This is a genomic window from Kribbella sp. NPDC055110 (genome assembly GCF_053607525.1).
Map to the genome: position 1 here is coordinate 1 of NZ_JBSGTS010000050.1, position 24,078 is coordinate 24,078.

The 24,078-nt window shown below is 68.5% G+C and carries 24 protein-coding genes; 10 read left to right on the forward strand and 14 right to left on the reverse strand.

Annotated features, from left to right (window positions below):
• Positions 1-92: 92 nt before the first annotated feature.
• From ACWF0M_RS37200 to ACWF0M_RS37215, 4 genes are all read right to left on the reverse strand, one after another.
• Positions 93-293 carry a cold-shock protein gene (locus tag ACWF0M_RS37200; protein WP_452240471.1) on the reverse strand — a complete coding sequence of 67 codons (201 nt, stop codon included), beginning with the start codon at positions 291-293 and terminating at the stop codon, positions 93-95.
• Between the two features lie 27 nt (positions 294-320).
• Positions 321-1,460, reverse strand: a complete 1,140-nt coding sequence (locus ACWF0M_RS37205; RefSeq protein ID WP_452240472.1) for a Cmx/CmrA family chloramphenicol efflux MFS transporter — start codon at positions 1,458-1,460, stop codon at positions 321-323.
• Positions 1,461-2,174: 714 nt separating this feature from the next.
• Complete coding sequence (locus ACWF0M_RS37210) at positions 2,175-2,363, reverse strand: hypothetical protein (protein WP_452240473.1); 189 nt, start codon at positions 2,361-2,363, stop codon at positions 2,175-2,177.
• The gene (locus ACWF0M_RS37215; protein WP_452240474.1) at positions 2,360-3,661 is read right to left on the reverse strand and encodes a PspC domain-containing protein; all 1,302 of its coding nucleotides are present in this window, start codon (positions 3,659-3,661) and stop codon (positions 2,360-2,362) included. Before ACWF0M_RS37215 ends, ACWF0M_RS37210 begins: the two co-directional genes overlap by 4 nt.
• A gap of 182 nt (positions 3,662-3,843) precedes the next feature.
• On the opposite strand from ACWF0M_RS37215, the gene ACWF0M_RS37220 reads away from it, so the two are divergent.
• Complete coding sequence (locus tag ACWF0M_RS37220; RefSeq protein WP_452240475.1) at positions 3,844-5,337, forward strand: PspC domain-containing protein; 1,494 nt, start codon at positions 3,844-3,846, stop codon at positions 5,335-5,337.
• Complete coding sequence (locus ACWF0M_RS37225) at positions 5,334-5,975, forward strand: response regulator (RefSeq protein ID WP_131344606.1); 642 nt, start codon at positions 5,334-5,336, stop codon at positions 5,973-5,975. The genes ACWF0M_RS37220 and ACWF0M_RS37225 overlap by 4 nt, the downstream gene beginning before the upstream one ends.
• On the opposite strand, the gene ACWF0M_RS37230 is transcribed toward ACWF0M_RS37225, so the two are convergent.
• Together ACWF0M_RS37230 and rpsR are read right to left on the reverse strand one after the other, a co-directional pair.
• Complete coding sequence (locus ACWF0M_RS37230) at positions 5,976-7,442, reverse strand: META domain-containing protein (protein WP_452240476.1); 1,467 nt, start codon at positions 7,440-7,442, stop codon at positions 5,976-5,978.
• 172 nt (positions 7,443-7,614) lie between these two features.
• Entirely contained in the window at positions 7,615-7,857 is a 243-nt protein-coding gene (rpsR, locus tag ACWF0M_RS37235; RefSeq protein WP_452240477.1) for a 30S ribosomal protein S18, read from the reverse strand.
• 136 nt (positions 7,858-7,993) lie between these two features.
• Here rpsR and ACWF0M_RS37240 point away from each other — a divergent pair, with 136 nt between their 5' ends.
• Positions 7,994-9,322, forward strand: a complete 1,329-nt coding sequence (locus ACWF0M_RS37240; RefSeq protein WP_452240478.1) for an aminopeptidase C — start codon at positions 7,994-7,996, stop codon at positions 9,320-9,322.
• On the opposite strand, the gene ACWF0M_RS37245 is transcribed toward ACWF0M_RS37240, so the two are convergent.
• Positions 9,305-10,030, reverse strand: a complete 726-nt coding sequence (locus ACWF0M_RS37245) for an alpha/beta fold hydrolase (RefSeq protein WP_452240479.1) — start codon at positions 10,028-10,030, stop codon at positions 9,305-9,307. The genes ACWF0M_RS37240 and ACWF0M_RS37245 overlap by 18 nt on opposite strands.
• Before the next feature lie 41 nt (positions 10,031-10,071).
• Entirely contained in the window at positions 10,072-10,797 is a 726-nt protein-coding gene (locus tag ACWF0M_RS37250) for a PIG-L deacetylase family protein (RefSeq protein WP_452240480.1), read from the reverse strand.
• 55 nt (positions 10,798-10,852) lie between these two features.
• Between ACWF0M_RS37250 and ACWF0M_RS37255 the strand changes: the two genes are divergently transcribed.
• Positions 10,853-11,923: a serine hydrolase domain-containing protein gene (locus ACWF0M_RS37255; protein WP_452240481.1), complete on the forward strand. Its 1,071-nt coding sequence runs from the start codon at positions 10,853-10,855 to the stop codon at positions 11,921-11,923.
• On the opposite strand, the gene ACWF0M_RS37260 is transcribed toward ACWF0M_RS37255, so the two are convergent.
• Positions 11,920-12,528, reverse strand: coding sequence for a ClpP family protease (locus ACWF0M_RS37260; RefSeq protein WP_452240482.1), 609 nt, complete (start codon positions 12,526-12,528; stop codon positions 11,920-11,922). The genes ACWF0M_RS37255 and ACWF0M_RS37260 overlap by 4 nt on opposite strands.
• Entirely contained in the window at positions 12,525-13,121 is a 597-nt protein-coding gene (locus ACWF0M_RS37265) for a ClpP family protease (RefSeq protein ID WP_452240483.1), read from the reverse strand. The genes ACWF0M_RS37260 and ACWF0M_RS37265 overlap by 4 nt, the downstream gene beginning before the upstream one ends.
• Before the next feature lie 97 nt (positions 13,122-13,218).
• Between ACWF0M_RS37265 and ACWF0M_RS37270 the strand changes: the two genes are divergently transcribed.
• The 4 genes from ACWF0M_RS37270 to ACWF0M_RS37285 all read left to right on the forward strand — a co-directional run bounded on the left by ACWF0M_RS37270 (position 13,219) and on the right by ACWF0M_RS37285 (position 17,658).
• A complete protein-coding gene (locus tag ACWF0M_RS37270; protein WP_452240484.1) occupies positions 13,219-13,575 on the forward strand; it encodes a hypothetical protein in 357 nt (118 codons plus the stop codon).
• A 54-nt stretch (positions 13,576-13,629) separates the two neighbouring features.
• Entirely contained in the window at positions 13,630-15,948 is a 2,319-nt protein-coding gene (gene pcrA / locus ACWF0M_RS37275) for a DNA helicase PcrA (protein WP_452240485.1), read from the forward strand.
• Positions 15,949-16,075: 127 nt separating this feature from the next.
• Entirely contained in the window at positions 16,076-17,002 is a 927-nt protein-coding gene (locus tag ACWF0M_RS37280) for a glycosyltransferase (protein WP_452240486.1), read from the forward strand.
• Positions 17,003-17,097: 95 nt separating this feature from the next.
• Positions 17,098-17,658, forward strand: a complete 561-nt coding sequence (locus ACWF0M_RS37285; protein WP_452240487.1) for a hypothetical protein — start codon at positions 17,098-17,100, stop codon at positions 17,656-17,658.
• On the opposite strand, the gene ACWF0M_RS37290 is transcribed toward ACWF0M_RS37285, so the two are convergent.
• From ACWF0M_RS37290 to ACWF0M_RS37305, 4 genes are all read right to left on the reverse strand, one after another.
• Positions 17,630-18,958, reverse strand: a complete 1,329-nt coding sequence (locus ACWF0M_RS37290; RefSeq protein ID WP_452240488.1) for a lanthionine synthetase LanC family protein — start codon at positions 18,956-18,958, stop codon at positions 17,630-17,632. The genes ACWF0M_RS37285 and ACWF0M_RS37290 overlap by 29 nt on opposite strands.
• On the reverse strand, positions 18,922-19,440 hold the full coding sequence (locus ACWF0M_RS37295; protein WP_452240489.1) for a DUF6886 family protein: 519 nt from the start codon (positions 19,438-19,440) through the stop codon (positions 18,922-18,924). The genes ACWF0M_RS37290 and ACWF0M_RS37295 overlap by 37 nt, the downstream gene beginning before the upstream one ends.
• Before the next feature lie 240 nt (positions 19,441-19,680).
• Positions 19,681-20,574 carry a M23 family metallopeptidase gene (locus ACWF0M_RS37300; RefSeq protein ID WP_452240490.1) on the reverse strand — a complete coding sequence of 298 codons (894 nt, stop codon included), beginning with the start codon at positions 20,572-20,574 and terminating at the stop codon, positions 19,681-19,683.
• Positions 20,575-20,810: 236 nt separating this feature from the next.
• Complete coding sequence (locus ACWF0M_RS37305) at positions 20,811-21,662, reverse strand: esterase/lipase family protein (protein ID WP_452240491.1); 852 nt, start codon at positions 21,660-21,662, stop codon at positions 20,811-20,813.
• Between the two features lie 186 nt (positions 21,663-21,848).
• Between ACWF0M_RS37305 and ACWF0M_RS37310 the strand changes: the two genes are divergently transcribed.
• Together ACWF0M_RS37310 and ACWF0M_RS37315 are read left to right on the forward strand one after the other, a co-directional pair.
• Positions 21,849-22,268, forward strand: a complete 420-nt coding sequence (locus tag ACWF0M_RS37310; RefSeq protein ID WP_452240492.1) for a cobalamin B12-binding domain-containing protein — start codon at positions 21,849-21,851, stop codon at positions 22,266-22,268.
• Between the two features lie 380 nt (positions 22,269-22,648).
• A complete protein-coding gene (locus ACWF0M_RS37315) occupies positions 22,649-23,932 on the forward strand; it encodes an ABC transporter substrate-binding protein (protein WP_452240493.1) in 1,284 nt (427 codons plus the stop codon).
• The last annotated feature ends 146 nt before the right edge of the window (positions 23,933-24,078 follow it).

Genomic DNA, 24,078 nt, shown 5'->3' on the forward strand with positions numbered 1-24,078 from the left:
ACGATGAAACCACATCGACCCCTCCGCTCCCGCTCGCCGAGGCACTCCGCCGAGCACCTGCTCGCTACGGCGCAGAGTCCCCAGACGTCCTCTCAGATCGGAGTGACCGCGTCGGCCTCGCGGCCCTTGGGTCCGTCGACGATCTGGAACTCGACGTGCTGGCCGTCCTCGAGTGTCCGGTACCCGTCGGAGACGATCTTGCTCCAGTGCACGAACACGTCGTCCTGCCCGTCGACGGCCAGGAAACCGTAGCCCTTGTCGGCGTTGAACCACTTCACGGTGCCGCGCACCATCGGAACTCCTCAACCACGGGACCCGCTTCACCCGGGCCCCTCGCGATCCACAAGCTTAATGGAGGCCACTCCCACGACGAGCGCCGTACCCACGAGGGCCGCACTGATCCACAGCGGTCCGCGGAACGTTCCGGTGCCGATCGCGAGCCCGCCGAGCAGCGGTCCGGCGGCGGCGCCGACGTTCAGGGCGGCGGTGGCCAGCCCTCCGGTCAGGACGGGGGACTCGGTGCCGGCGTACAGGGCGTAGGAGATCAGCGTGGAGCCGACCGCGAAGGACAGCGCGCCTTGGACAAGGACCAGGGCGACGGTCGGTACGACGTACGCCGCACTGAGGGCGAACACGCACCACCCGAGCAGCAAGATGCCGCCCGCAACGAGCACGAGGCGGTCGTCGCGACGATCGGCGTACCGGCCGGCGATCGTGACGCCCGCGAACGCGCCGAGCCCGAAGAGCGCGAGCATGACCGGGACCCATCCCACCCCGAGCCCGGTGACCTCGGTGAGCGCGGGCGAGAGGTAGGTGAACGAGCAGAACGTCGCGCCGTTCACGAGGGCGCCGAGGAGCAGCAGTACGGCGAGTCGCGGCGTCACGATGAATCGCCCGATGGTCGCCGGCCCGGTCGCGCGGTCCGGGACAGAGCGCAGGATCCCGAGCAGCGCCGGGAGCGAGATGATCGCGACCGCCCAGAATGCGGACCGCCAGCCGAGATACCGGCCGAGCACGGCACCCGCCGGTACGCCGACGATGCACGCGAGCGTCGTACCGCCGAGAAGGACGGACGTCGCGCGTCCCTTCGCGTCCGAACGGACCAGGGCGGCGGCAGTGGCGAGCGCGATGGCCAGAAAGCCCGCATTCGCGAGCGCCGCGAGGACCCGGGTGACCAGCAGAACGGTGAAGTCGCTGGTCAGAGCGCCAACCACGTGCACCGCGAGGAACACGGTCAACGTCACGAGCAGGGTCCGGCGGCGCGGCCAGCGGGCGCCGAGCGCGGCGACGGCCGGGGCGCCGACAATCATGCCGAGTGCGAACCCGGACGTCAGCCAGCCGGTGGTGGGGATCGAGACGCCCAGGTCCTGGGCGATGTCCGGGCCGAGCCCGGAGAGCATGAATTCAGAGGTCGCCTGGGCGAAAACGGCCAGGCCAAGCAGATACAGCACGAAAGGCATGGAAATGCTCCGCAACCATGAGAAGACGGGTATGAGTCGTCTCCGGCGGTTCCGGGGTGAATTACACGGAACGGCCGGTGGTTACGGTCTGTCTGCCTCCGGGCTGGGCACAGCATGGAGCTTAGAAAATCGGCGTACCCACCGTCCACCGAGTTAGGCGCGACGCGATGCGGCCGCTCGTTGAACAGGACGTGATGGGCTTGGACAGGCAATAGCCTGTTCAGGGCCCCGCAAGCCCCGGCAACGGCTCGGGAGATGGTCGAGTTGGCCGGCGTATGCGGGGAATGATCAGCCCGACCCAGGGCCGTGCAACAGGCAATGGTGGGCCGGCACCTGGTATTACCTGTCCCCAGCCACCAACGCCTGTCCCCACTCCCCACCATCGCCCCGCCGGTCGGCGACCGCCCGTGACCGATCCCGTGGGTGGTGGTGTGCGGAACAAAACTGTCAGCCGGTGACGAAAATGTTCCGGGAAGTGGCGTGAGGCCAGGTGGAGGCGTCGTACATCCCGTGCGGCGGCATGACTTCCTTGTGAGCCCCAAACTGGTTTGGGGAATCCTGTCTCCCCGGATCGGGAGGTAGGACTCCCCGGTCTGTGCGCAGACGCTCCCCAAACTGGTTTGGGGAGCGGTACGTCGGTTGAGGGCGGCGCCACAGGAGGTCCGGCGTCGTCGAGGATCCGCGGATGTGGCCGGGGACGCCGTACCCAGTGAGTTAGACGCGGCGCGAGGCGGCCAGGCCGAGGAGGCCTGCGGTGACCAGCAGGAGAGCGCTGGTGACGCCGAGGTCGTCGGCCTGCAGTACGCCGTTGTCCGTGAGCATCCAGATCGTGGCAGCGCCGGTCAGCACCGTGCCGGCCACCACGCCGGGCACGTCCGGCTTGGTCTTCCGCTGCTGGCTCATTGGCGCTCCACCTTGATACTGCCCAGCCTGAGGTCCAGGTCCAGGGTGACCTGCTGCGGGCCGGCCTTGCCGTCCGTGCCGAGGTCGTTGAGCTTCAGTTCGGCATTATGGCCGCCCTGGTGCTCGTTGAGGAAGGCAACGTCTCCCATCTCGGTCGACAGGGTGCCCTGCACGTCCACGTCCTGCGGCAGCTTGACGATCACTTCGCCGGCGCCGCCGTGCACCTCGACCTTCGCGCCGGGGCCGAACTTCGCCTGGGTCAGGTCGAGATGCACCGACCCGGCGTCGAACTGGTAGCTCGTCCCGGTCGCGGTGATGGTCTGGCTGGCCGGCGCGACGTAGTTCGTGTCGGCGAAGTTGCGCGGCACCCCGGGGAACACCGTGCTCGCCACGGCGCCGACGGCCAGCAGGATCCCGAGCGGCAGCAGGGCCAGCGTGCGGCCGACGAACCCGCCCAGCAGCATGCCGCCGCCGAGCGTCGCCAGGCCGATGATCAGCATGGTCGCCGTGGGGGCACCCGCCAGCGCGGCGATGCCGATCGCGAGACCGGTTAGGACGACGATGATCGACTTGATCCCGCGCATGCCCTTCGCGGGCGGTCCGGCGGGGGCGCTCGCGACCGGCGAGGTGCGGCCGGCCGGCTCGTCGACGTACAGGCCGAGGGGGTCGTCCTCGGTCCACACAGGCTGGACCGGTTCGACGGTGCGGTCCTGGGGTCGCTGTGTGGCCGAGGACGACGGACCCGCCTGAGGAGCAGACGGGTCGGTCTGAACAGGCGTGTACGCCGTGGTCTGCTGCGGACCGGAGTACGCCGGAGAACTCGGCGGCACCGTGTCCTGCGGGCGCTGGCCCTGCCCGTTGGGCTTGTTGTTGCCCTTGCGCTGTTTCGCGATCAGCCAGATGACGCCGACCACGATCAGCGGGCCGGGGATGAAGCGGCCGAAGTTGAACGACGACATCATCGCGATCGCGATGAACACGCAGGCGCCGATCACGATCGGCCAGAACCACGGGTGGTCGGTCCGGACCCGGTCGCCGAGCACGCCCTGCGCGGCCGAGCGGTCGCTGCCCTCGTCGGGCATCAGGACCCACGCGGCGATGTAGAAGATCACGCCCGGACCGCTGATGATCAGCACGGCCATCACCACGCGGACCAGCACCGGGTCGATGTTCAGCGCGCGGCCGATGCCGCCGCAGACACCCGCGACCCAGCGGTCCGACCTGCTGCGCCGCCAGCTCTGAGGGTTCTGCAGGCGGTTGCGGTCGAACCCGGCGGGTCCACTCTGGTTCTGCTCCATGCCATCGATACTCACACCAACTCTGGTGTGGAACATCGGGGATGCACCCTGATGACCCCCCGAATCGATCGGATTTCGGGGTTGTCCCCTAGCCGACCCTGAGCCTGGCGGGCGGCCGCTGAGGAGACGGCCCGGGACAAGCCTGCTGGTGTCGGGCCTGTCCGCATGTGACGATCGTTGTGATGAGCCAGCCAGCAGCCGCGCCGCCGGGCGGGTCCTCCGCGAACGGAGCCCCACCCGAGCCGCCGCCTGGCCAGAACCAGGACCAGTGGCGCTTCAAGGGCTGGGGGCCGCAAGGCCCGGGACAGTACCAAGGCCCGTACGCCGCCTACGCCGCGCGGATGGGCAACCAGCAGCAGTCGAGCTCGGGCGGTACGGCGTACTCGTCCACGCCGCCGCGACCGGCCGCGGAGCCGGCCCGCCGGGCGTACCGGCGTACCGAGGGACGCGTCGTTGCCGGTGTGGCCGGCGGGATCGCGGACCACCTCGGCGTGTCGGACACCGTCGTACGGCTGGTGCTGATCGCGACCACGGTGTCCGGCGGCTTCGGCGTACTGATCTATGCGGCCCTGTGGTTCCTGATGCCGCTCGCGCCGGAGACCATGCCGGATGCGCCTGGGCTGGCCGCGCACACGCGGAAGGGCCTGCGCACCGACGAGCCGGCGCCGCCGGTCGCCGAGGCGAGGCAGCGGAAGCGGGAGAAGAGCCGCGGGCAGCTGCCCGCACTGGTGGCCATCGGCATCGGCCTGGTCCTGCTGCTGCAGGTCGCCGGGCTCGGCATCGCCGGGAAGCTGTTCTGGCCGCTCGTGTTCGCCGCGACCGGTCTGGCGCTGATCTGGCGGCAGGCGGACGAGAGCCAGAAGGACAAGTGGGCGCGCGACGTGCGGGTCCCGATCATCGGCCTGGTGCTCGGCAAAGGCGGCTGGAAGTCGCTGATCCGGATCGCCGTCGGACTGGTCCTGCTCGGCACCGCGGTCACCTTGTTTCTGGTGCAGAACGGCCGGCTCTCGATGGTCGGCGACGTACTGATCGCGCTGCTGCTCGCGGTGGTCGGGATCGGCGTCATCGCCGGGCCGTGGGTGCACCGGCTGACCCGGGACCTGAACGCCGAGCGTGCGGAGCGGGTGCGGTCGCAGGAGCGGGCCGACATGGCCGCGCATCTGCACGACTCGGTGCTGCAGACGCTGGCGCTGATCCAGAAGCAGGCCGAGGACCCGAAGTCGGTGGCCCGGCTGGCGCGCTCGCAGGAACGCGAGCTGCGGTCCTGGCTGTACGACGAGGAACACGACGCCGACCAGACGATCGTGGGCGCGGCGAAGCAGGCGGCCGCCGAGGTCGAGGACTCGCACGGCGTACCGATCGAGGTCGTCACGGTCGGCGACTGCGACCTGACCGAACCGCTCGCGTCGATGGTCCGGGCCGCCCGGGAGTCGATGGTGAACGCCGCCAAGCACTCCGGTGCTGCGAAGATCGACGTGTTCGTCGAGGTGGACGGCGACCGGGTGGAGATGTTCGTCCGCGACCGCGGCAAGGGGTTCGACGTCGACGAGGTCCCGGACGATCGGCTCGGCCTGCGGCACAGTGTGATGGGCAGAATGGAACGGCACGGCGGACGCGCGACGGTGCGGTCCGATCCCGAGACAGGCACCGAAGTGCGACTGGAGATGGACAGATGAGCAGCAGGCGCGTTGTCGTCATCGACGATCACGACATGTTCCGGGCCGGGGTGCGCAGCGAGATCGGCACCGCCGTCGACATCGTCGGGGAGGGAGCCGACGTCGACAGCGCCGTCAAGGCGATCGTCGGCGCCGAGCCGGACGTCGTACTCCTCGACGTCCACCTGCCCGGCGGCGGTGGCACCGAGGTGATGAAGCAGGTCCACCAGCGGCACCCCGACATCAAGTTCCTCGCGCTGTCGGTGTCCGACGCCGCCGAGGACGTGATCGGTGTGATCCGGGCCGGCGCCCGCGGGTACGTGACCAAGAACATCTCCGGTACCGAACTCGTCGACGCGATCAACCGGGTCGCCGAGGGCGACGCGGTGTTCTCGCCGCGGCTGGCCGGGTTCGTCCTGGACGCCTTCTCCGGCGCCATCGACATCGCCTCGGTCGACGAGGACCTGGACCGGCTGTCACAGCGCGAGCGCGAGGTACTGCGCCTGATCGCGCGCGGCTACGCCTACAAGGAAGTCGCCCGCGAACTCTTCATCTCCGTGAAGACCGTCGAGACCCACGTCTCCTCCGTCCTCCGCAAACTCCAACTCTCCAACCGCCACGAACTAACCCGCTGGGCCACCGACCGCCGCCTCGTGTAATCACCCCCACGCGGTCGCGGCCGCGCGTCCTGTACGAGCAGTTGGCTTAGCCGCTTTCAGGTCGAGGCCGATGCCGGACGGGGCGAGAAGGATCAGCTGGTTGTGTTCGATGGTGTAGGTGACTGCGGGGCCGAGGGTGGCCAGGATTGCAGCCTGTACGTCGGCTGTTTCGCCTGTGCAGGCGTGGTCGGTGGTGGTGACGTCGCTGAAGGTCAGTTCGGTGTTGTTGCGGGTGACGGTGCCGGACAGTTCGTTGCATCCGGTCCAGCCGGTCAGGCGCCCGCTGTCGAAGCTGATCCACGCCGGCTCGGCGTGATAGCGGTGATGGCGCGCGTCGGCGTTGGTGATGGTGCTGACGATCTTCCACCTGGTCCCGTCGAGTGGGAAGTCCGGTTCGGCGATCTTCCGGTCGAGCAGTGTGATCGTCGTACTGCCTGAGGTGAGGGTGAGTTCGTCCCCGTCGAGTCGCCAGAACGGGTTGCTCATCAGGAATGTCTTCAGCCATTCCTCCTGGTCCCGAAGCGGGGGCTGGCAGCCGACCTGGGTGCCGCCGAATCCTTCGATCCAGAGGTTCCCGTCGGTCAGCAGTTCGCCGGCTGCGACGACCGCGCCCAGCCTGTTGCACCCGACGTTGGCCCGCAGGACGTCGTACACCCGTGGACCGTCCGCGTTCTTGTTGGGCACTCGCGCGAACTCGAGCCGGATCCGCGTCTTCGGCACCAGTTGCTTAGGTACGCCGTCCTCGACCACCGCGGTCGACAGATAGGTCTTGCCCAACGGCGTAGCGACCGATCCGTCCAGTACCGCGATCGCTGATTCGAACTCGCGGAGCCGGTCCAGGAGTACGTCGGATCCACCCACGAGTTCCTCGTGCACACCCGATCGATGCAGGGTCAGCCGGCCGTCCGGATCGACGCGGATCGTCGTGGCGGTTCCGTTTGCCGCGGTCGGCGTACGGTCACCGTCGGCATCGATGATCACCGTGCCGGCTGGAAATCGCGCACGGGCTTCGGCGGCTGAGAGGACCGGTGCGTCGCCGGGGCGGTTCGCGCTACTTCCATACAGGAAGGGGTGGCTCTCCCACACGTACACCAATGGACCCCACATTCCATCGAAGAACAGCACCCAGCCGTCCTCGATCGCCGGCGCCAGCCACTCGGGCATGGTCGGGTCCGAACGGATCGGCGCGAGTACGACGATGCGCTCGGCGAGCGCGAAATCGACGGTGGCGAGGGCGTCGCTCCGCAGATCGAGGTACCGGAACAGCTGATCGTGCGCGGCGGCCGAGTGGACCGAGATCGCGACCGGATGGTCGACGGGGCGACCCGTCAGGAGATTCAGCGAACGGGCGTCGCGCGCCACGACGCCGTACGTCAAGGGACCGGGACCGGTCACGACAACAGCCCCGCCCCCGCGCAGCACCTCGATCGCGTGCCGCTGCGCGCGAACGAACTCAGGTAGGTCCATCTCCGACACTCCCCAAGTATGAGCCGGGCGACGGTCGGCGTCAGTCCGTTCAGGCTCGACGGCCACATGCGGCGCCGCGTGGTGTGGGGAGTTCTGCCCACCTGAAACGACCAGCAGAACTCCCCACACGACCAGACCGACCGCCGCCCGGGGAAGTTGCGGCGCGCAGCACTTAGCGGCCGGAGGAGGTGTAGGGGAGGAGGGCCATTTCGCGGGCGTTCTTGATGGCTCGGGCTATCTGTTTTTGTTGCTGGACGGACAGGCCGGTGACGCGGCGGGAGCGGATTTTGCCGCGGTCGGAGATGAACTTTCGCAGTAGGGCGGTGTCCTTGTAGTCGATGTAGGTGATGCCGTCGCGGTCCAGCGGGTTCTGCTTCGGCTTGCGCTTGCCGGTGGGTACCGGACGTCGGGCCATGACGGCCTCCTTTGTTGAATGTCGTTTTCAACTAGCGTAGCGCAAGGTCGCACCGGTGGCGCGTTTCGGCCAGGGCATCGATTCGCCACTCCGATCCTTCGGCCCGGGCTTGGCGGCTGTTATACCGTCGACTGTTATGGAGCGGAATCTCACAGCCGATCAGCTCGTGCTCTTCGAGAAGGAGTTCGCGTCGAACCCGCAGTACCGGGTGATGCAGAACGCCGTCACGCAGACGCCGGTCAACAGCATCGCCCTGGATCGCCAGGTCGTCACGTCGATGGACCATTCGGTGTCCAATCTGCTGGACGACTGGAAGGTCACCAATCAGAAGAAGAGCGGGCGGTGCTGGCTGTTCGCCGGCCTGAACCTGCTCCGCGCCGGCGCGGCCGACAAGCTCGGGGTCAAGGACTTCGAGTTCTCGCAGAACTACCTGCTGTTCTGGGACAAGTTCGAGCGCTCGAACTTCTTCCTCGAGGCGATCATCGAGACCTCCGACCGGGATGCCGACGACCGGACCGTCGCGCACCTGCTGTCGGACCCGATCGGCGACGGCGGCCAGTGGAACATGTTCGTCGCGCTGGTCCAGAAGCATGGCCTGGTGCCGAAGTCGGCGATGCCGGAGACCGAGAGTTCGTCCGCGACCGCGCAGCTGAACGACGCCCTGCGCAAGCTGCTTCGTCAGGGCGCGCGCGATCTGCGGGCGCTCGACACCGAAGACGCGCGCCGCGAGCGTAAGCGCGAGATCCTGACCACCGTGCACCGGGTGCTGAGCATCCACCTAGGTACGCCGCCGCAGAAGTTCCTGTGGCAGTGGAAGGACACCGACAAGGGCTTCCACCGCGACGGCTGGACGACGCCGACCGAGTTCGCGGCGGCGTACGTGCAGCTGCCGGTCGACGAGTACGTGTGTCTCGTGCACGACCCGCGGAAGACCAGCCCGGTCGGCCGCACCTTCACCGTCGACTTCCTCGGCAACGTCATCGACGCCCCGCCGGTGGTGTACCTGAACGTCGAGATCGACCTGATGAAGCAGCTCACCCAGGACGCGATCGTCGGCGGCGAGCCGGTCTGGTTCGGTTGCGACGTCGGCAAGCAGATGAACGCCGACCTCGGCTTCTGGGACGCCAAGCTGTACGACTACGGCGCCGTCTACGACACCGAGTTCACCCTGGACAAGGCCGACCGGCTGGTGCACCACGAGACGCTGATGACGCACGCGATGCTGTTCACCGGCGTCGACGTGGTGGACGGCAAGCCGCGCCGCTGGCGGGTCGAGAACAGCTGGGGTGACGAGAAGGCCGACAGCGGCTTCTGGACCATGAACGACTCGTGGTTCGGCGAGCACGTCTTCGAGGTCGCCGTACGCCGGTCCGCACTGCCGGCCGACCTGCAGGCCCGCCTGGACGAGGCCCCGATCGTCCTTCCCGCCTGGGACCCGATGGGTGCGCTAGCCGATCAGGCCTAGTGCCTCGGCAGGCCTCTCGAGGGTCGGCAGGTGGCCGGCCCACGGGAGGTGGACGCGTTCCGGGTTCGGGAGGCGTTCGGCCAGGTAGTCCGCGCTGTCGGTGAAGAACGTGAAGTCGTGGGCGCCGGTGATCAATCGCACCGGCGCCGCGATCTTCTCGGGCTCGACCGGCCATTCCTCGTTGTCCACGTCACCGGCGGCCAGCTGTACGTCGTACGCGCGCTTCTGCATCCCCCGCAGCAGTTCGCGGGCTTCGTCGTCCGCGTCCGGGCCGATCCAGCGCCGTACGGTCAGATCGGTGGCCCCGTCGACGTCGCCGGCTTCGAGCAGCTTGTTCTCCTCGGCCCACAGCGCCCGCAGTTCGTCGTCCGGCTGCACGTTGTCGGTCGGTGCACAGAGCAGCACCAGCCGCGAGAACAGCTCCGGCTTCCGGCTCGCCACCTGCTGTACGACGTACCCGCCGTACGACGCTCCGACGGCCGCCACGTCCCGCGCGCCGACCTCTTCGAGGAGGGCGAGCACATCACCCGCGTCGGAGTACTTCGGTACGAGCGGCGTCTGGCCGTAGCCGCGCAGGTCCAGGGTGATCACCCGATGGGCGGACTTCAGCTCCTCCACCTGCCGGGCCCACATCCGGGCGTCGGCCACGCCCGCATGCACGAGCAGCAGATCCGGGCCGTCCCCGGTCACGTCATAAGAAATCGTCATGGCTGCACCTTGCAGGTCGCGCCGCCCGCCAGGCAAACCCATTAGAGCCGGACGACGGTGAAGGCTTCCGCGTAATGGTTGGCGGGGAAGCCCGCGGCCGTGGCGACGGCGGCGAAGTTGCGCCGGATGCCGGTGCGGAGGCCGTCCGGGTCGCGGTGCTGGCTGGTGTGCGACATCAGTGCAGCCATCTTCTGGTCGAACGTGTCGGTGATGTCGACGTAGTGGTTCGCGACCGGGTGGTCGATCATCCACAGCTCGCCGACCTCCCACGCCTCCTCGGTCAGGTCCGGGTACGCGTACGGGTTCCCGGCGGCCGGGTAGAACGCGCGGACGGTCGCCTCCGCGGCGGCCATGTGGTCGGGGTGGGAGACCTGCAGGCGATGCCACGAACGCTCGGGTGACTGCGTGAGCAGCCGCTGCGGGCGCACCTTGCGGATCACCTCGCTGATGTCGCGGACGAGCTCCGCGGTCGGCTCGACGGACCCGTCCTCGTACCCGAGGAAATGCAGCTCGCGGACGCCGACGTGCTGCGCGGCGGCCGTCTGCTCGGCCCGTCGTACGGCGGGAATCTCGGCACGGTCCCGATCCGGTTCGAAACCACCGGCCTGCCCGTCGGTGACGATGCAGTACTGGACGTCGATACCGGCCTTGGTCCACAACGCGACGGTGCCGGCGCCGCCGAAGTCGATGTCGTCCGGATGCGCGACGACCACCAGAATGCGTTCGATCTCGTTGTCTGGTCGCGGGTTCGCCTCGGGCACGCTCACAGCCAGACCCTAGCCGTTTGCCGTGCTGGTTTGCCTGGGCAGGCACAGTGGACTCATGGAGTTCGGTGGGGTCTGCGACCCCCAGGACGCCGGCTTCGACAACGACCGTCTCGCCGCGGCGATCGGCCTGGTCGAGGCGCGTGGAGGGGTCGCGCAGTTGTGCGTCGTCCGGGACGGCCGGACGGTGGTCGACCGCTCCTTCGGGTGTTCACCGAGCGCGTTGTTCTGGCTCTTCTCCGCGAGCAAGCCGTACGTCGCGATCGTGATCCATCAACTCGTCGAATCCCGGCGGCTGCATCTCGACGACGCGGTCGCGGCGTACTGGCCCGAGTTCGCGAGCAACGGCAAACGCGAGATCACCGTCCGCGAGGTACTGCGGCACCGGTCCGGCGTCTCCCATGCGGGCTCGTACGTCGGCGAGGTCCGCGCGATGACCGACTGGGACCGCGCGCTGCGCCGGATCGAGGAGGTGAAGCCTCGCCACCCGATCGGGACCGTCGCGTACAGCCCGCTGGCGTTCGGGTTCATCCTCGGCGAGGTCGTACGGCGCTGCACCGGGACGCCCATCGACGAGCTGGTACGGCGTTCCGTCCTCGAACCGCTCGGCGTCGCGGACACGTACCTCGGCCTGCCCGACGACCTCTGGGACCGGCACGTCCCGATTCGCGCGACGGGTCCGGTCGGGCCGTTCATCCAGGCTGTCGTGAACCGCCGCAGTACGCGCGAGGCCGTCGTACCTGCCGCTGGAATCTCGACGACAGCACGCGACTTGGCTGCGCTCTACCAGGCGTTGCTGGAGGACCGGCTGCTGCGGCCCGAGTCGCTCGCGATCGCGCTCGAGCCGACGAGTGAGGGCGAGTACGACCCGGTGGCGCGGGCGCCGGTCCGGTGGTCTCAGGGCTTCCAGCTGGGTGGACCGCGGTGGATGGAGGGGGCCGTATCGTCCCTGGGTTCACTGAGCAGCCCGCGGACGTTCGGCCACAACGGAAGCAACTGCTGTCTCGGGTGGGCCGACCCGGATCGCAGGATCGCGTACGCGTACCTGACCAACCGGGTCGGCCGCCCGCAGCCCGACCTCCTCCACCACGCCGCCGTCGCCGACGCGGTGCTGGAGGCCGCCGACTAGGTGAGCACGGGAGCCGGGGTGCGCTCGTTGATCACCAGGTCGACGATGCCGTACTCCTTGGCACCTTCCGCGGTCAGGACGTGGTCGCGATCGGTGTCGTGCCGCAACTTCTCGATCGTCTGGCCGGTGTGCCGCGCCAGGATCTCCTCGACCTGCCCGCGGACCCGGACCACCTCGTCCGCCTGCAGGATCAGGTCCGGGATCGTGCCCTGACCGCGGCCGGCCGGCTGATGCAGTACGACGCGCGCGTGCGGCAGGAGCGCGCGACGCCCCGCCGTACCGGCCGCGAGCAGCACCGCGCCGACGGAGATCGCCTGCCCGACGCCGTACGTCGCGACCGGCGACTGGATGTACTGCATCGTGTCGTAGATCGCGAGCATCGCGGACATGTCGCCGCCCTCGCAGTTGATGTAGAGGTTGATCTCCGCCTCGGGACTGTCCGTCTCCAGGTGCAGCAACTGCGCGATGATCGCGTTCGCGACACCGGAGTCGATCGCCGTACCGAGGTAGATGACGCGCTCGGTCAGCAGGTGCGAGTAGACGTCCATGATCCGCTCGCCGCGCGGGTGCGAGGCGATCACGTTCGGGATCGTGTAACTGCTCATGCGGCCACCTTCTTCCTGGGCATGACCTGGTCGAAGGACTCGACGATGTGGTCGATGAAGCCGTACTCGCGGGCCTGGTCGGCGGTGTACCAGTGGTCGTGCAGCGAGTCCTCGTGCACGATGTCGAACGGCTGGCCGGTGTCCTCGGCGATCAGTCCGAGTACGGTGTCGCGGATGTGCCGCAGGTCATTGGCCTGGATCTCGATCTCCGCCGCGGATCCGCCGATGCCGGCCGAGCCCTGGTGCATCAGGATGCGGGCGTGCCGCATCGCGTAGCGCTTCCCCGGCGTACCGGCCGACAGCAGGAACTGCCCCGCGCTGCAGGCCAGCCCGATCGCCAGCGTCGACACGTCGCACGGCACCAGCCGCATCGCGTCGCGGATCGCGAGCATCGACGGTACCGAGCCGCCGGGCGAGTGGATCCAGAACGCGATGTCGGTCTCCGGGTCCTCGGCCGCCAGCGTCAGGATCTGGGTCGCCAGCAGGGTCCCGAGGTCGTCGTCGAGGACTCGGTCCAGTACGACGATCCGCTGCCCGAGCAGCCGCTGCCGGGCGGACTCGTTGAACAACGGCGCTTTCATGTCTTCTGCCATGTCATCCACACTGACCTGGCGAACGGCCCCGTCCCAGCTTTTCTGCTGACGGCAAGTCTGCCCACAGCAAAGCGGTACCTGTGGCAGTCTCCTGCGAGTGATTTTGACCGACGATCTGTCAGAGCAGGAACGCACCCTCTTGGAACTGACGGCCACGCCGGCCGCGACGCTGCTCGGTGCGGTGTCGATGATTCTGCGTACGACGTTGTTCAGCGAGGACCCGGCCGCGTGGGTCGACATGTGGCAGGCGCGCCCCGACCTCGCGCGCATCGAGTGGATGGACGGGCCCGAACTCGCCGACGTCGTCGCCCACCTGGCCGCGAAGGACTACGAAGGCACGATCGAAGGCGTCCCCGGACTGCGCGTCACGACGTACGACGACCACAACGCCAAGATGCACTGGCTCGGCGCGGCCGCACCCGTCGTACTGCACCTCACCCGCCAGTCGTCCTAGGTGCCGCACCCGGTTTTCGGTAACTGTCGGGGGGAGCGCCTAGGGTGTTAGGTGATGACCACTTTGTTTTCGCCTGATGAGCTCCCGGTGCCGCTGGAGGAGCCGAAGACGTCCCGGACCGACCCGGATGCGCTGCTCGAGGGGCTGAACCCGCAGCAGCGCGCCGCCGTGGTGCACGCCGGCAAGCCGCTGCTGGTGGTGGCCGGTGCGGGGTCGGGGAAGACGCGGGTGCTGACGCGGCGGATCGCCTACCTGCTGGCGGCCCGCGACGCGCACCCCGGCTCGATCCTGGCGATCACGTTCACCAACAAGGCCGCCGCGGAGATGCGCGAGCGGGTCGTGGACCTGGTCGGCCCGCGGGCGAAGCTGATGTGGGTCTCGACGTTCCACTCCTCGTGCGTCCGGATCCTCCGCCGCGACATCAAGCGGTTCGGGATCAACTCGACGTTCTCGATCTACGACGACACCGACTCGCGCCGGCTGATGACGCTGGTCTGCCGCGAGCTCGACCTGGACGTCAAGCGGTACAACCCGCGCGCCGTGCTGAACTGGATCAGCACCCAGAAGAACGAGCTGATCGACCACGAGACCTCGGCCTCGAAGGCGGAGAACCATCTCGAGGAGACGTACGCCGAGTGCTACCGGATCTACCAGGAGCGGCTCGCCCAGGCGAACGCCCTGGACTTCGACGACCTGCTGATGACCACGGTCAACCTGCTGCAGGCCTTCCCCGAGGTCCGTGAGTACTACCGGCGCCGTTTCCGCCACGTGCTCGTCGACGAGTACCAGGACACGAACCACGCGCAGTACACGCTGATCCGTGAGCTCTGCGGTGAGGACGCGGCCGATCAGAACGGCCCGACCGCGCCGCCTGCCGAGCTGATGGTGGTGGGCGACTCGGACCAGTCGATCTACGCGTTCCGCGGGGCGACGATCCGCAACATCCTCGCGTTCGAGGAGGACTTCGCCGGCGCCGAGACGATCCTGCTCGAGCAGAACTACCGCTCCACCCAGACCATCCTGACCGCGGCCAACGCGGTGATCAGCCGGAACGAGGGCCGTAAGGCGAAGAACCTCTGGTCCGACCAGGGCCAGGGCGAGCAGATCGCGGTGTACGTCGCGGACAACGAGCACGACGAGGCGCAGTTCGTCGCCGACGAGATCGACCGGCTCGCCGACGCCGACGGGGTGAAGCCGTCCGATGTCGCGGTGTTCTACCGGACGAACGCGCAGTCCCGGGTGTTCGAGGAAGTCTTCATCCGCACCGGCCATCCGTACAAGGTGGTCGGCGGCGTCCGGTTCTACGAGCGCAAGGAGGTCCGCGACGCGCTCGCGTACCTGCGCGTGCTGGTGAACCCGGAGGACACCGTCTCGCTGCGCCGGATCATGAACGAGCCGAAGCGTGGGATCGGCGACCGGGCCGAGGCCGCGATCGAGGCGCTCGCCCAGCGGGACCGGATCTCGTTCGCAGCGGCGATGCGCCGGGCCGAAGAGGCGCCGGCGATGGCGTCGCGTTCGGTGAACGCCGTGCAGGCCTTTGTGGACATCCTCGACGAGCTGACCGCGATGGTCGACTCGGGCGCCCCGCCGGACGACATCCTCGACGTCGCGCTGCACCGCTCCGGGTACTACGAGACGTTGCAGAAGTCTCCGGACCCGCAGGACGAGACCCGCCTGGAGAACCTGGACGAGTTCATCTCGGTGGCGCGCGAGTTCGTCGAAGAGCGGACCGCTGCCGGCGAGGCCGCCGACCTGCAGGCGTTCCTGGAGCGGGTCGCTCTGGTCGCCGACGCCGACCAGATCCCGGACGCGGCCGACGACGGCGGCGTCGTCACGCTGATGACGTTGCACACCGCGAAGGGCCTGGAGTTCCCGGTCGTGTTCCTGACCGGTATGGAGGACGGCGTCTTCCCGCACTCGCGGTCGCTGACCGACCTGAAGGAGCTCGAGGAAGAACGCCGGCTCGCGTACGTCGGGATCACGCGGGCCCGGCAACGACTGGCGATCTCCCGTGCCGCGGTGCGTTCGGCGTACGGCGCTCCGCAGCACAACCCGCCGTCGCGGTTCCTGGAGGAGATCCCGGCCGAGCTGCTCGACTGGCGTCGCGACGAGTCCGCGATCACCCGCTGGTCCGGCACCGGGACGACCCGCGGCAGCGGTATCCCGAGCCGCTACGAGCCGGCCCGCAGGACGGCGTCCGACAAGCCGGTGATCAGCCTGAACCCGGGCGACCGGGTGGTGCACGACAGCTTCGGGATGGGCACCGTCGTGGTGGTCCGCGGCGAAGGCCAGCAGGCCCAGGCGGACATAGATTTCGGGTCGGAGGGAGTCAAGCGGCTCCTGCTGCGCTACGCCCCGGTGGAGAAGATCTAGTGCAGAAGAAGTTGGAAAGAGTGGGCGCGCCGGTGGAGAAGGTCTGAGCGCCCGGGTTGTCTACGCCGTCAAGGAGCCTGATTCTCCGGGCGGTGGGATCCGGGTCCAGGCCAGCCACGTCGAGCTGTTGCGTGCCGCGGGGATCGACGCCGCATTGTGGTTCCGTACGCCGGGCTATCGGCTGCCCTGGTTCGAGACGACCGCGCCGATCCTCGGCAACGACCAGCTCGAGCTGGGCGCCGACGACCTGCTCGTCGTACCTGAGCTGTACCTCCTGCCCGGGGTGGATCCCGCACCCGGCGTACGGAAGGTGATCTTCAACCAGAACCACTTCCTGACGTTCTGGTCGTGGCGCGACACCACCGGATACCCCGGCTGGGACCCGGCGCCGGAGGTCTGGGCCGTGTCGCAGGAGAGCCACGACGTGCTCGGCCGGCTGCACCCGGAACTCCCGGTCCGCCTGGTGCCCAACCCGATCGACATCGACCTATTCCGGCCCGGGCCGCGCACCCGCCAGATCGCCTGGATGCCGCGCCGTCGCCCGCTCGAGGCGTCGGTCCTGGAACGCCTGCTACGGAACGACCCGCGAGCCGACGGAGTCCACCTGGCCGTGCTCGCGGAGCTCAGCGAAAGCCAGGTGGTCGAGGCCCTCGGCCGGACCTCCGTGTTCGTCGCTCTGGGGATCTCCGAAGGATTCGGCCTGCCGGTCGCGGAGGCACTCGCCGCAGGTTGCCTGGTCGTCGGGTACCCCGCCGGTGGCGGCGAGGAGCTGTTCGAGGCCCCCGGAACCTGGCGAATCGACGACGCCCGACCGCACCTGCTCGCGGATCAGGCCCTTGAGTTGGTCGACGTACCGGCAGACGACCCCGTCCGCCGTGCGGCGCGGGACTGGATCACGGAGCGTTACTCCCCGGCTGTGACCGCCGAGGCCCTGCTCGGAGCGGTCGATTCCGCGCTGGCGTTGCCGGGCCGCGCCGGTGTCGCCACGCACCCGATCGTCTGGCCGGACGACCCGATCGCCGCCGCCGAGCGCGCCCATCCGTGGCGGCCGTAAACAGATCCAAGTCAAGCTTTTGGATGTTCGCGTTGCATCTGACGCAGAGATTGAGACAATCAAGGATCTTCGGCCCCCTCCCGGGAAGCGCACCCATGTCCAAGTCGTCGGCCAGTAACCGCCGGATCATCCTGGCGGGAGCCAATCCTGGCCTGCGGCTGTTCGACGAGTTCGGCAAGGTGACGGCGTACGCGTCGATCTGGATGGTCGACTGGTCGATCCGCGGCCCGGGTACGGCGGTGGTGCTGTGGTTCGACGGGATCGTCCGTGTGGTCTCCGAGGACGTCGATCTCGCCTCCTGGCTGGAGCGGTACTTCGTCCGCTCGTTCCTCGAGGTCCAGGGCCTGCCGTGGCACGAGCCGGCCGTCGAACGGGACCTGGTGCAGGTCTCGATGAACCTGGCCGACGGCCTGAGCGCGAAGGCCGCGGACATCCAGATCGAGATGAGCGGCGTACTGGACCGGCGGTTGTTCGCGACCGACAACTTCCAGCTTGCCGATGGCAACCACAGCCTCAGCCTGGTGATCGCCCCGGTCCGCTCCGCGACGGTCTCGATCGGCGGCGCCTCGGTGCCCGGTTTCGTTCAGGTCGACGGCTCACCGGACCGGCCTGGCTCGTCGGCGTTCCTCACGACCGCCGAGGTCTGGCAGCGCTGAACCAGTTCTCCATCCGCTCGACGGCACGCTGATCGCCGCCGAGCACCCGCTGCAGCCTGAACAGGTACGCCGCGATCCCGGCCGCGCCTTGCATCCACCCGACGCCCGGCCGCAGCAACGGATCCTCGTTGCGGTGCTCGACGAACCGCCAGTACCCCTCCGGGTAGGCGTGGCCGAGCAGCGTGTCACCCATCCGTACGGCGAACTCCAGGTCCCGCTCGTCGCCGTCGTGGCGCCACGCGTCGAGGAACGCGTCGCCGACACCCGCCGTACCGCAGCAGCGGCCGTCGTTGTCCCAGAAACCCGGATGGAGCCGCTCGGGGATGCCGGAGTACCGAACGCTGTCCAAACACCTGCGACGCCACGTCTGCGGCGTCTCACCGGCGATCTGCGGTACGTCGGCGTACTCGAGCGCACTGAACGTCGCCGCGGTCCCCACACCGCCGTGGCACCAGTTGAACGTGTACTCGTCGCCGTGCCGTTCCGCCCACGGAATCACCCGCGGCACGCGGAAGCCTTTGTCGTCGTTGATGCCGAGCGTCACCAGGTGTTCGGCCCCGCGCCGCGCCACGTCGACGAGCTCGGATCGCCCGAGTTCCACGCCGGCCACCGCGAGCACCGCCGCGATCCCCGCGAGACCGTGCGAGAAGTTCGGCATCTCGGTCGGCTCGTCAGTGCGGAACCGGCGGGACACGAACTGCCAGTTGATCCCGGTCGGCAGCTCCTCCTGCTCGCCGAGCAGCAGGTCCGCGGCCCGGTTGGCGAGCGCGGTGCCGTCTTCGCCGTGCCGGACGGCCCACAGGGCGCCCAGCAACAGCGCGCCGGTGCCCAAGGTGACGTCGTTGGCGACCGCGCCCGGCAGGTACTGATCGCCGTCCAGGAAGCTCTCATGCCAGCCGTCGGCGGTCGCCAGCTCCTGCGCCCGGTCGATCGCCGCCCCCGCGCCGGGCTCGCCGAGCGCGGTGAACACACCGATCGAGCTCACCAGCCCGTCGAAGAACGTGCTGCACGTGGTGGTCGGGATCGCGGCACGGAGACGCTCCGCGATACCCGTGGCCAGGTCCCGTTCGGCATCCGTCCACTCCCGGGTCAGGCGGATCTCCGCGAGCACGTGCGCCAGACCGCCGACGCCGCTGTGCATCCCCTCGACGTACTTGTCGGGCTGATCGCTGTCACCGAAGTCCGGGATCCACGGGCCGTCGTCGTCCCACCGGACCTGGCCCAGCACCCAACCCCAGGCCGTTTCGCCGACCTCGCCGTACGTCATGGCCGGGCGTTCCGGAGCCGGATACCGCTCCACTCGAGAGTGCTGGTGGTAGCCGCGGCCCAAAAGCCGTGCAGCCGCTGCAGGACCCGCAATTGGATCCCGGCCTCCTCGTGCAGCGCGAACAGGTCGCCGACCCGTTCCGGCGTACCCAGAGGTCGTACGTCGGTGGTCGCGACGAAGGCGGCGTCGTGCTCGACGAAGACGTCGGCTGGGAGCCGGTACGCGTACAGCTCGACGGAGCGCATCGCATCCAGCCACCCGTACTCGACCGCGTGCACGCGGGATCCGGAGCCGACGCCGATGATCCGGTCGCGGTCCTCAGAAGTGGTGCTCCGTCCGACCCAGGCCATCGCTCGCGGGCATTGGCGGGGGAACCAGTAGTCCGGCGCGCGGTCGTGGCCGACGGCCCAGACGTACGCCGTGCGCTGCTGCGCTGTCTTCGCGACGTGCGGGCGGAAGATCTCGATGGTCGGATCCTCGGAGAAGTGCAGAACCTCAGCAACTGCCGGACGCATGCGCCGCAGCTTAGTGGTCCGCGCCGCAACCTCGTCGAGGTTGTCGGCTGACACGGTCGTGTGGGGAGTTCTGCTGGTCGTTTCAGGTGGGTAGGACTCCCCGGACCGCGTGTCGCTCGTACTCGCCGGTGTCGATCAGGGCGCTCGCCTTGATCGACCGGGGAAGCGGGGTAACTTTTCGCCACTGAGAGACGATTTCTTTCCCCACCGCGAGCGCTCTCGTGGCGCGGTGCGCGGGTATTACGGGTTCAGGCCGCAGTGGTCGCGTAGCCAGGGCATCGGGTTGATCGGCTCGCCGCCGTCCGGCCGGACCTCGAAGTGCAGGTGCGGGCCGGTGGTGTTACCGGTCATCCCGACCGCGCCGACCTGGTCACCGGCGTACACGGTCTCGCCGACCGACACGCTGAACTTCGACATGTGGTTGTACCAGGTGACGGTGCCGTCCTCGTGCCGGACCTGGACCTGACGGCCGTACGGGCCGGCCCAGTCGGCGAAGATCACGACGCCCTTCATCACGGCGCCGATCGGGGTGCCCGTCGGGGCGGCGAAGTCGGTGCCGGTGTGGTTGCGGGCCCAGCGGTTGCCGCCCTGCCCGAAGGTCGCGGTGATGTGGTAGCCGGAGACCATCATCTCGCAGCGGGTGGCGGACTCGCGGGCCTTCTGCTGGGCGGCTTCCTGCTTCGCCTTCGCGGTGGCCAGTGCGCTCGCGCGCTTGGCGGTCAGTGCCTGGGTGGCGGTCAGCTTCGCGGCGCGGGCCTGGGCCAGCTTGGCGGCGGCGGACTGCTTCTTGGTGGTCGTCGCGTCGGCCAGCTGGACCCGGGAGGAGTCACGGGTGGCGAGCTGGCGCGCCTGGATGCGTGCCGTGGTGATACCCGACAGCTGCTGCCCGCTGTCCAGGCTGAGGGCGGCGAGGTTCACCGCGGAGTTCGCCTGGGTCGGTGACGCCAGCGTGCTGTGGCTGAAGCCGACGGCACCGGCTGCTGCGGCGAGCGCAGCGGTCAGACCGACGATCTGGGAGCTGGTGGGGGTATTACGCCTGGCGACGCGATGCTTGGCACTATGACGTCCTGCGCCGGGTTTGCGCGCAGCGTTGCCGGGCGTGACGCGGTCTCCCGCGGCACGGTGCTGGGACACAACGTGGCCTTTCGGTCACAGGGGAGGGGCTAGGGGTGGGGCAACAGCTTGGGGAGAGCGAGGGGGAAGCTCTCTCCTCCTCTCGAGGGGTTTATTCCCCGGGAGGACTCACAGACCATAACGGAAGGGTCACGAGGTGACAAACCCCGCCACCCCGTTTTCGGCCGGTCCTTCACGAAACTTTTGCATGAGCCGCTGCACGTGCATCGGCCCGAATCGCCCAGAAAGCTTCCTGGTCAGGCAGTTTTGGGTTCTTCGTCCAGGTTGGCCAGTACGCCGGTGATGCGGTGCACGACCTCGCCGTGGAACGGCAAGGACAGGTGGCCCACGCCGTGGACGCGGACATTACTCGCCACCAGATCGGGGTGACTGATCCGGGCCCTCCGCTGCGGCACGATCAACTGGTCGACGTCGCTGTAGAACGCGACGAACCGGGTCCGGCAGTCCGGCGCCGGCTCGTCCAGTTCTGCCATCAGATCACTGTCCGGCCGGACCTGCTTCACCAGCGGCCACGGGAGCAGCTTGGCCGCGAGCGTGCCCTGGTGCGGCGTCCCCAGCGTGACGCAGGTGTGCACGTGGGCGTCGCCGCCGAGCCGCTGGACGTAGTACCGGGCGATCAGCCCGCCGAGGCTGTGCCCGATCACGTGGATCTGGTCGGATCCGGACGCCTCACAGATCGCCTCGATCTCGCGGCCCATCCGCTCAGCGGTACGGCGTACGTCCAGCGTCAGCGGCGAGTACGAGAACGTGTGGATGCTGCTGAACCCGCGTCGCACCAGGTGCCGGCGCATCATCGCGAAGACCGTGTGGTTGTCGATGATGCCGTGCGCGAGCAGGATCGGCGTACCGGCGGCCCGGATGTCGCTGACCAGCAGACCGCGCTGGGCCGGTCCGAGGCCCGTCAGGTTCAGCCGCGAGGGCAGCGCAGGGGTATTGCTCACCAGGCCCAGCGGGTACATCGCCAGGTGTGTGGTCAGCCAGCCGAGCTCGACCGCGGCACCGTGCAGCACGCTCGGCGAGAGCGCGGAGCGGGCGCCGTACGCGAGTCCGTCCAGTGCGCCGCGGACGTCGTCCTGCCAGCTGGTCATGGTGCCCAGCCCCATGACCAGCCGCGACGGAGTGGCGGCATCGATGCAGTCATGCGCGCCTCCTCACCAAACCAGACCCCCCGGTGGTCCGATCACTTTCAACGGTAACCGGTTCCCGTTCCGCGTGTGGGGGAACACACGCCTCCGTGTCTTATCCGTGAGGTACGCAGCGGTTAGCCTGCCCACATGTCTGCTACGAACCCGTTGCGCGTTGTCGTCGCCAAGCCCGGTCTGGACGGTCATGACCGCGGCGCCAAGGTCGTCGCCCGTGCTCTGCGGGACGCCGGCATGGAGGTCATCTACACCGGTCTGCACCAGACCCCGGAGCAGATCGTGGAGACCGCGATCGCCGAGGACGCCGACGCGATCGGGTTGTCGGTGCTGTCCGGCGCGCACATGACGCTGTTCAAGCGGGTCCGCGAGCTGCTGACCGAGCGGGACGCCGAGGACATCGTGGTGTTCGGCGGCGGCATCATCCCGGACGCCGACCTGCAGCCGCTGGCCGAGCTCGGCGTCCACAAGATCTTCACCCCGGGCGCGACGACCACCGAGATCGTCGAGTGGGTCCGGGGCAACGTCGGCGATGCGTCGGCCTCCCCGGCCTGAGATCCGGCTGAGGTCCTAGCGGAGTCGCGAATCCGCTCCGGAGCGTGATGACGACTGCCCGGAGTCGATCTGAACGGTCTTGCCCGGTTCAGACAGGTTACTAATCGGTAATACCGAATCGTTAGGAAATGCCCGGTTGTGCGGGCTTCCCAAACGCGGTCGCATACAGCCATGCGGCTGTCCGATTCAGAGACCGTCGAGACGGAACATGTGTGTGGCTCAGAACACATCGGCCCCGATCTCGGTTACTGTCCGGACATGGCGGATCGCAGTGCGGTGGGGGAATGCGATCGGTCACCGCAGGACCAAGCGATGTCCCATCGGGAGAGGGCAGGTAAACGATGAGGTTTGAACGATCACACGCACGCAGGACGGCCTTCGTGGCCGTGGCCAGCAGCTTCGCGCTGCTCGCCACCGCGTGTGGTAGTGGCGACGACGGAAGCAGCGGCGGCGGGGGCAGCTCGGCCGGAGCGCTCGAGGGCCGGGGGCCGATCACCCTTGCCAGCGGCAAGGACACGTCCGGAAACCTGCAGAACCAGCTCAATGCCTGGAATGCGTCGCACCCGAACGAGAAGGTGGAGCTCAAGGAGCTTCCCGAGGACGCCAACGCGCAGCGGCAGCAGATGATCCAGAACGCGCAGGCGCAGTCCGACTCGTACAGCGTGCTGTCGATGGACGTTGTCTGGACGTCGGAGTTCGCCGCGAACCAGTGGGTCTCGGCGATCCCCGAGGACAAGGTCCCCGACCTGAGCAAGCTGATCCCGGCGACGGTGGAGACGGCGAAGTACCGCGACAAGCTGTACGGCGTGCCGATCACCTCCGACGGTGGCCTGCTCTACTACCGCAAGGACCTGCTGACCAAGGCCGGTATCGCGGAGGCTCCGAAGACCTGGGACGAGATGCTCGCCGACTGCCAGAAGGTGGCCGCGCTGCCCGAGGCCAAGGGCATGAGCTGCTACGCGGGCCAGTACGAGAAGTACGAGGGCCTGACGGTGAACTTCGCCGAGGCGATCAACTCGGCCGGCGGCGTGATCGTCGACAAGGACGGTAAGCCGAACGTCAACACCCCGGAGGCCAAGGCCGGCCTGGACGAACTGGTGAACGCCTTCAAGGCCGGCGCCATCCCGAAGGCCGCGATCACCTACAAGGAAGAAGAGGGCCGCCGCGCCTTCCAGGAAGGCAAGCTGCTCTTCCACCGCAACTGGCCGTACGTGTACTCGCTGGCGAACAAGACCGACGGCTCCTCGAAGATCGCCGGCAAGTTCGCGGTCGCGCCGTTGCCGGGCAAGACCGGCCCGGGTGTCTCGTCGCTCGGTGGTCACGACTACGCGATCAGCTCGTTCGCCAAGAACAAGGCGACCGCGCTCGACTTCATCAACTTCATGGCGAGCGAAGAGCGCCAGAAGGCGAACATCGAGAAGACGTCGCAGGCGCCGAGCTGGGCCTCGCTGTACGACGACGCGGCACTGACCAAGCAGTTCCCGTACCTGGCGCCGCTGAAGGCCTCGATCCTCGGTGCGCAGCCGCGGCCGCGGGTGGTCAAGTACGGCGACGTGACGGCCGCGATCCAGGCGGCGGCGTACGACGCACTGAATGCCAAGGTGACGCCGGACCAGGCGTTGTCCGACCTGCAGACCAAGCTGCAGTCGCTCATCACGCAATGACCGTCGTGCCGGGGCCGGTGTGTGGGGGGGGGTGTCCACCCCCCCGCCCCCGCCCCGCCCAGCCCCGGCGCGGCCCGGGGCCCACACGAGGGCCAGGGGTCTGCGACCGGTCGCTTATAAAAAAAAAACAGCCCACGAGACGTTGG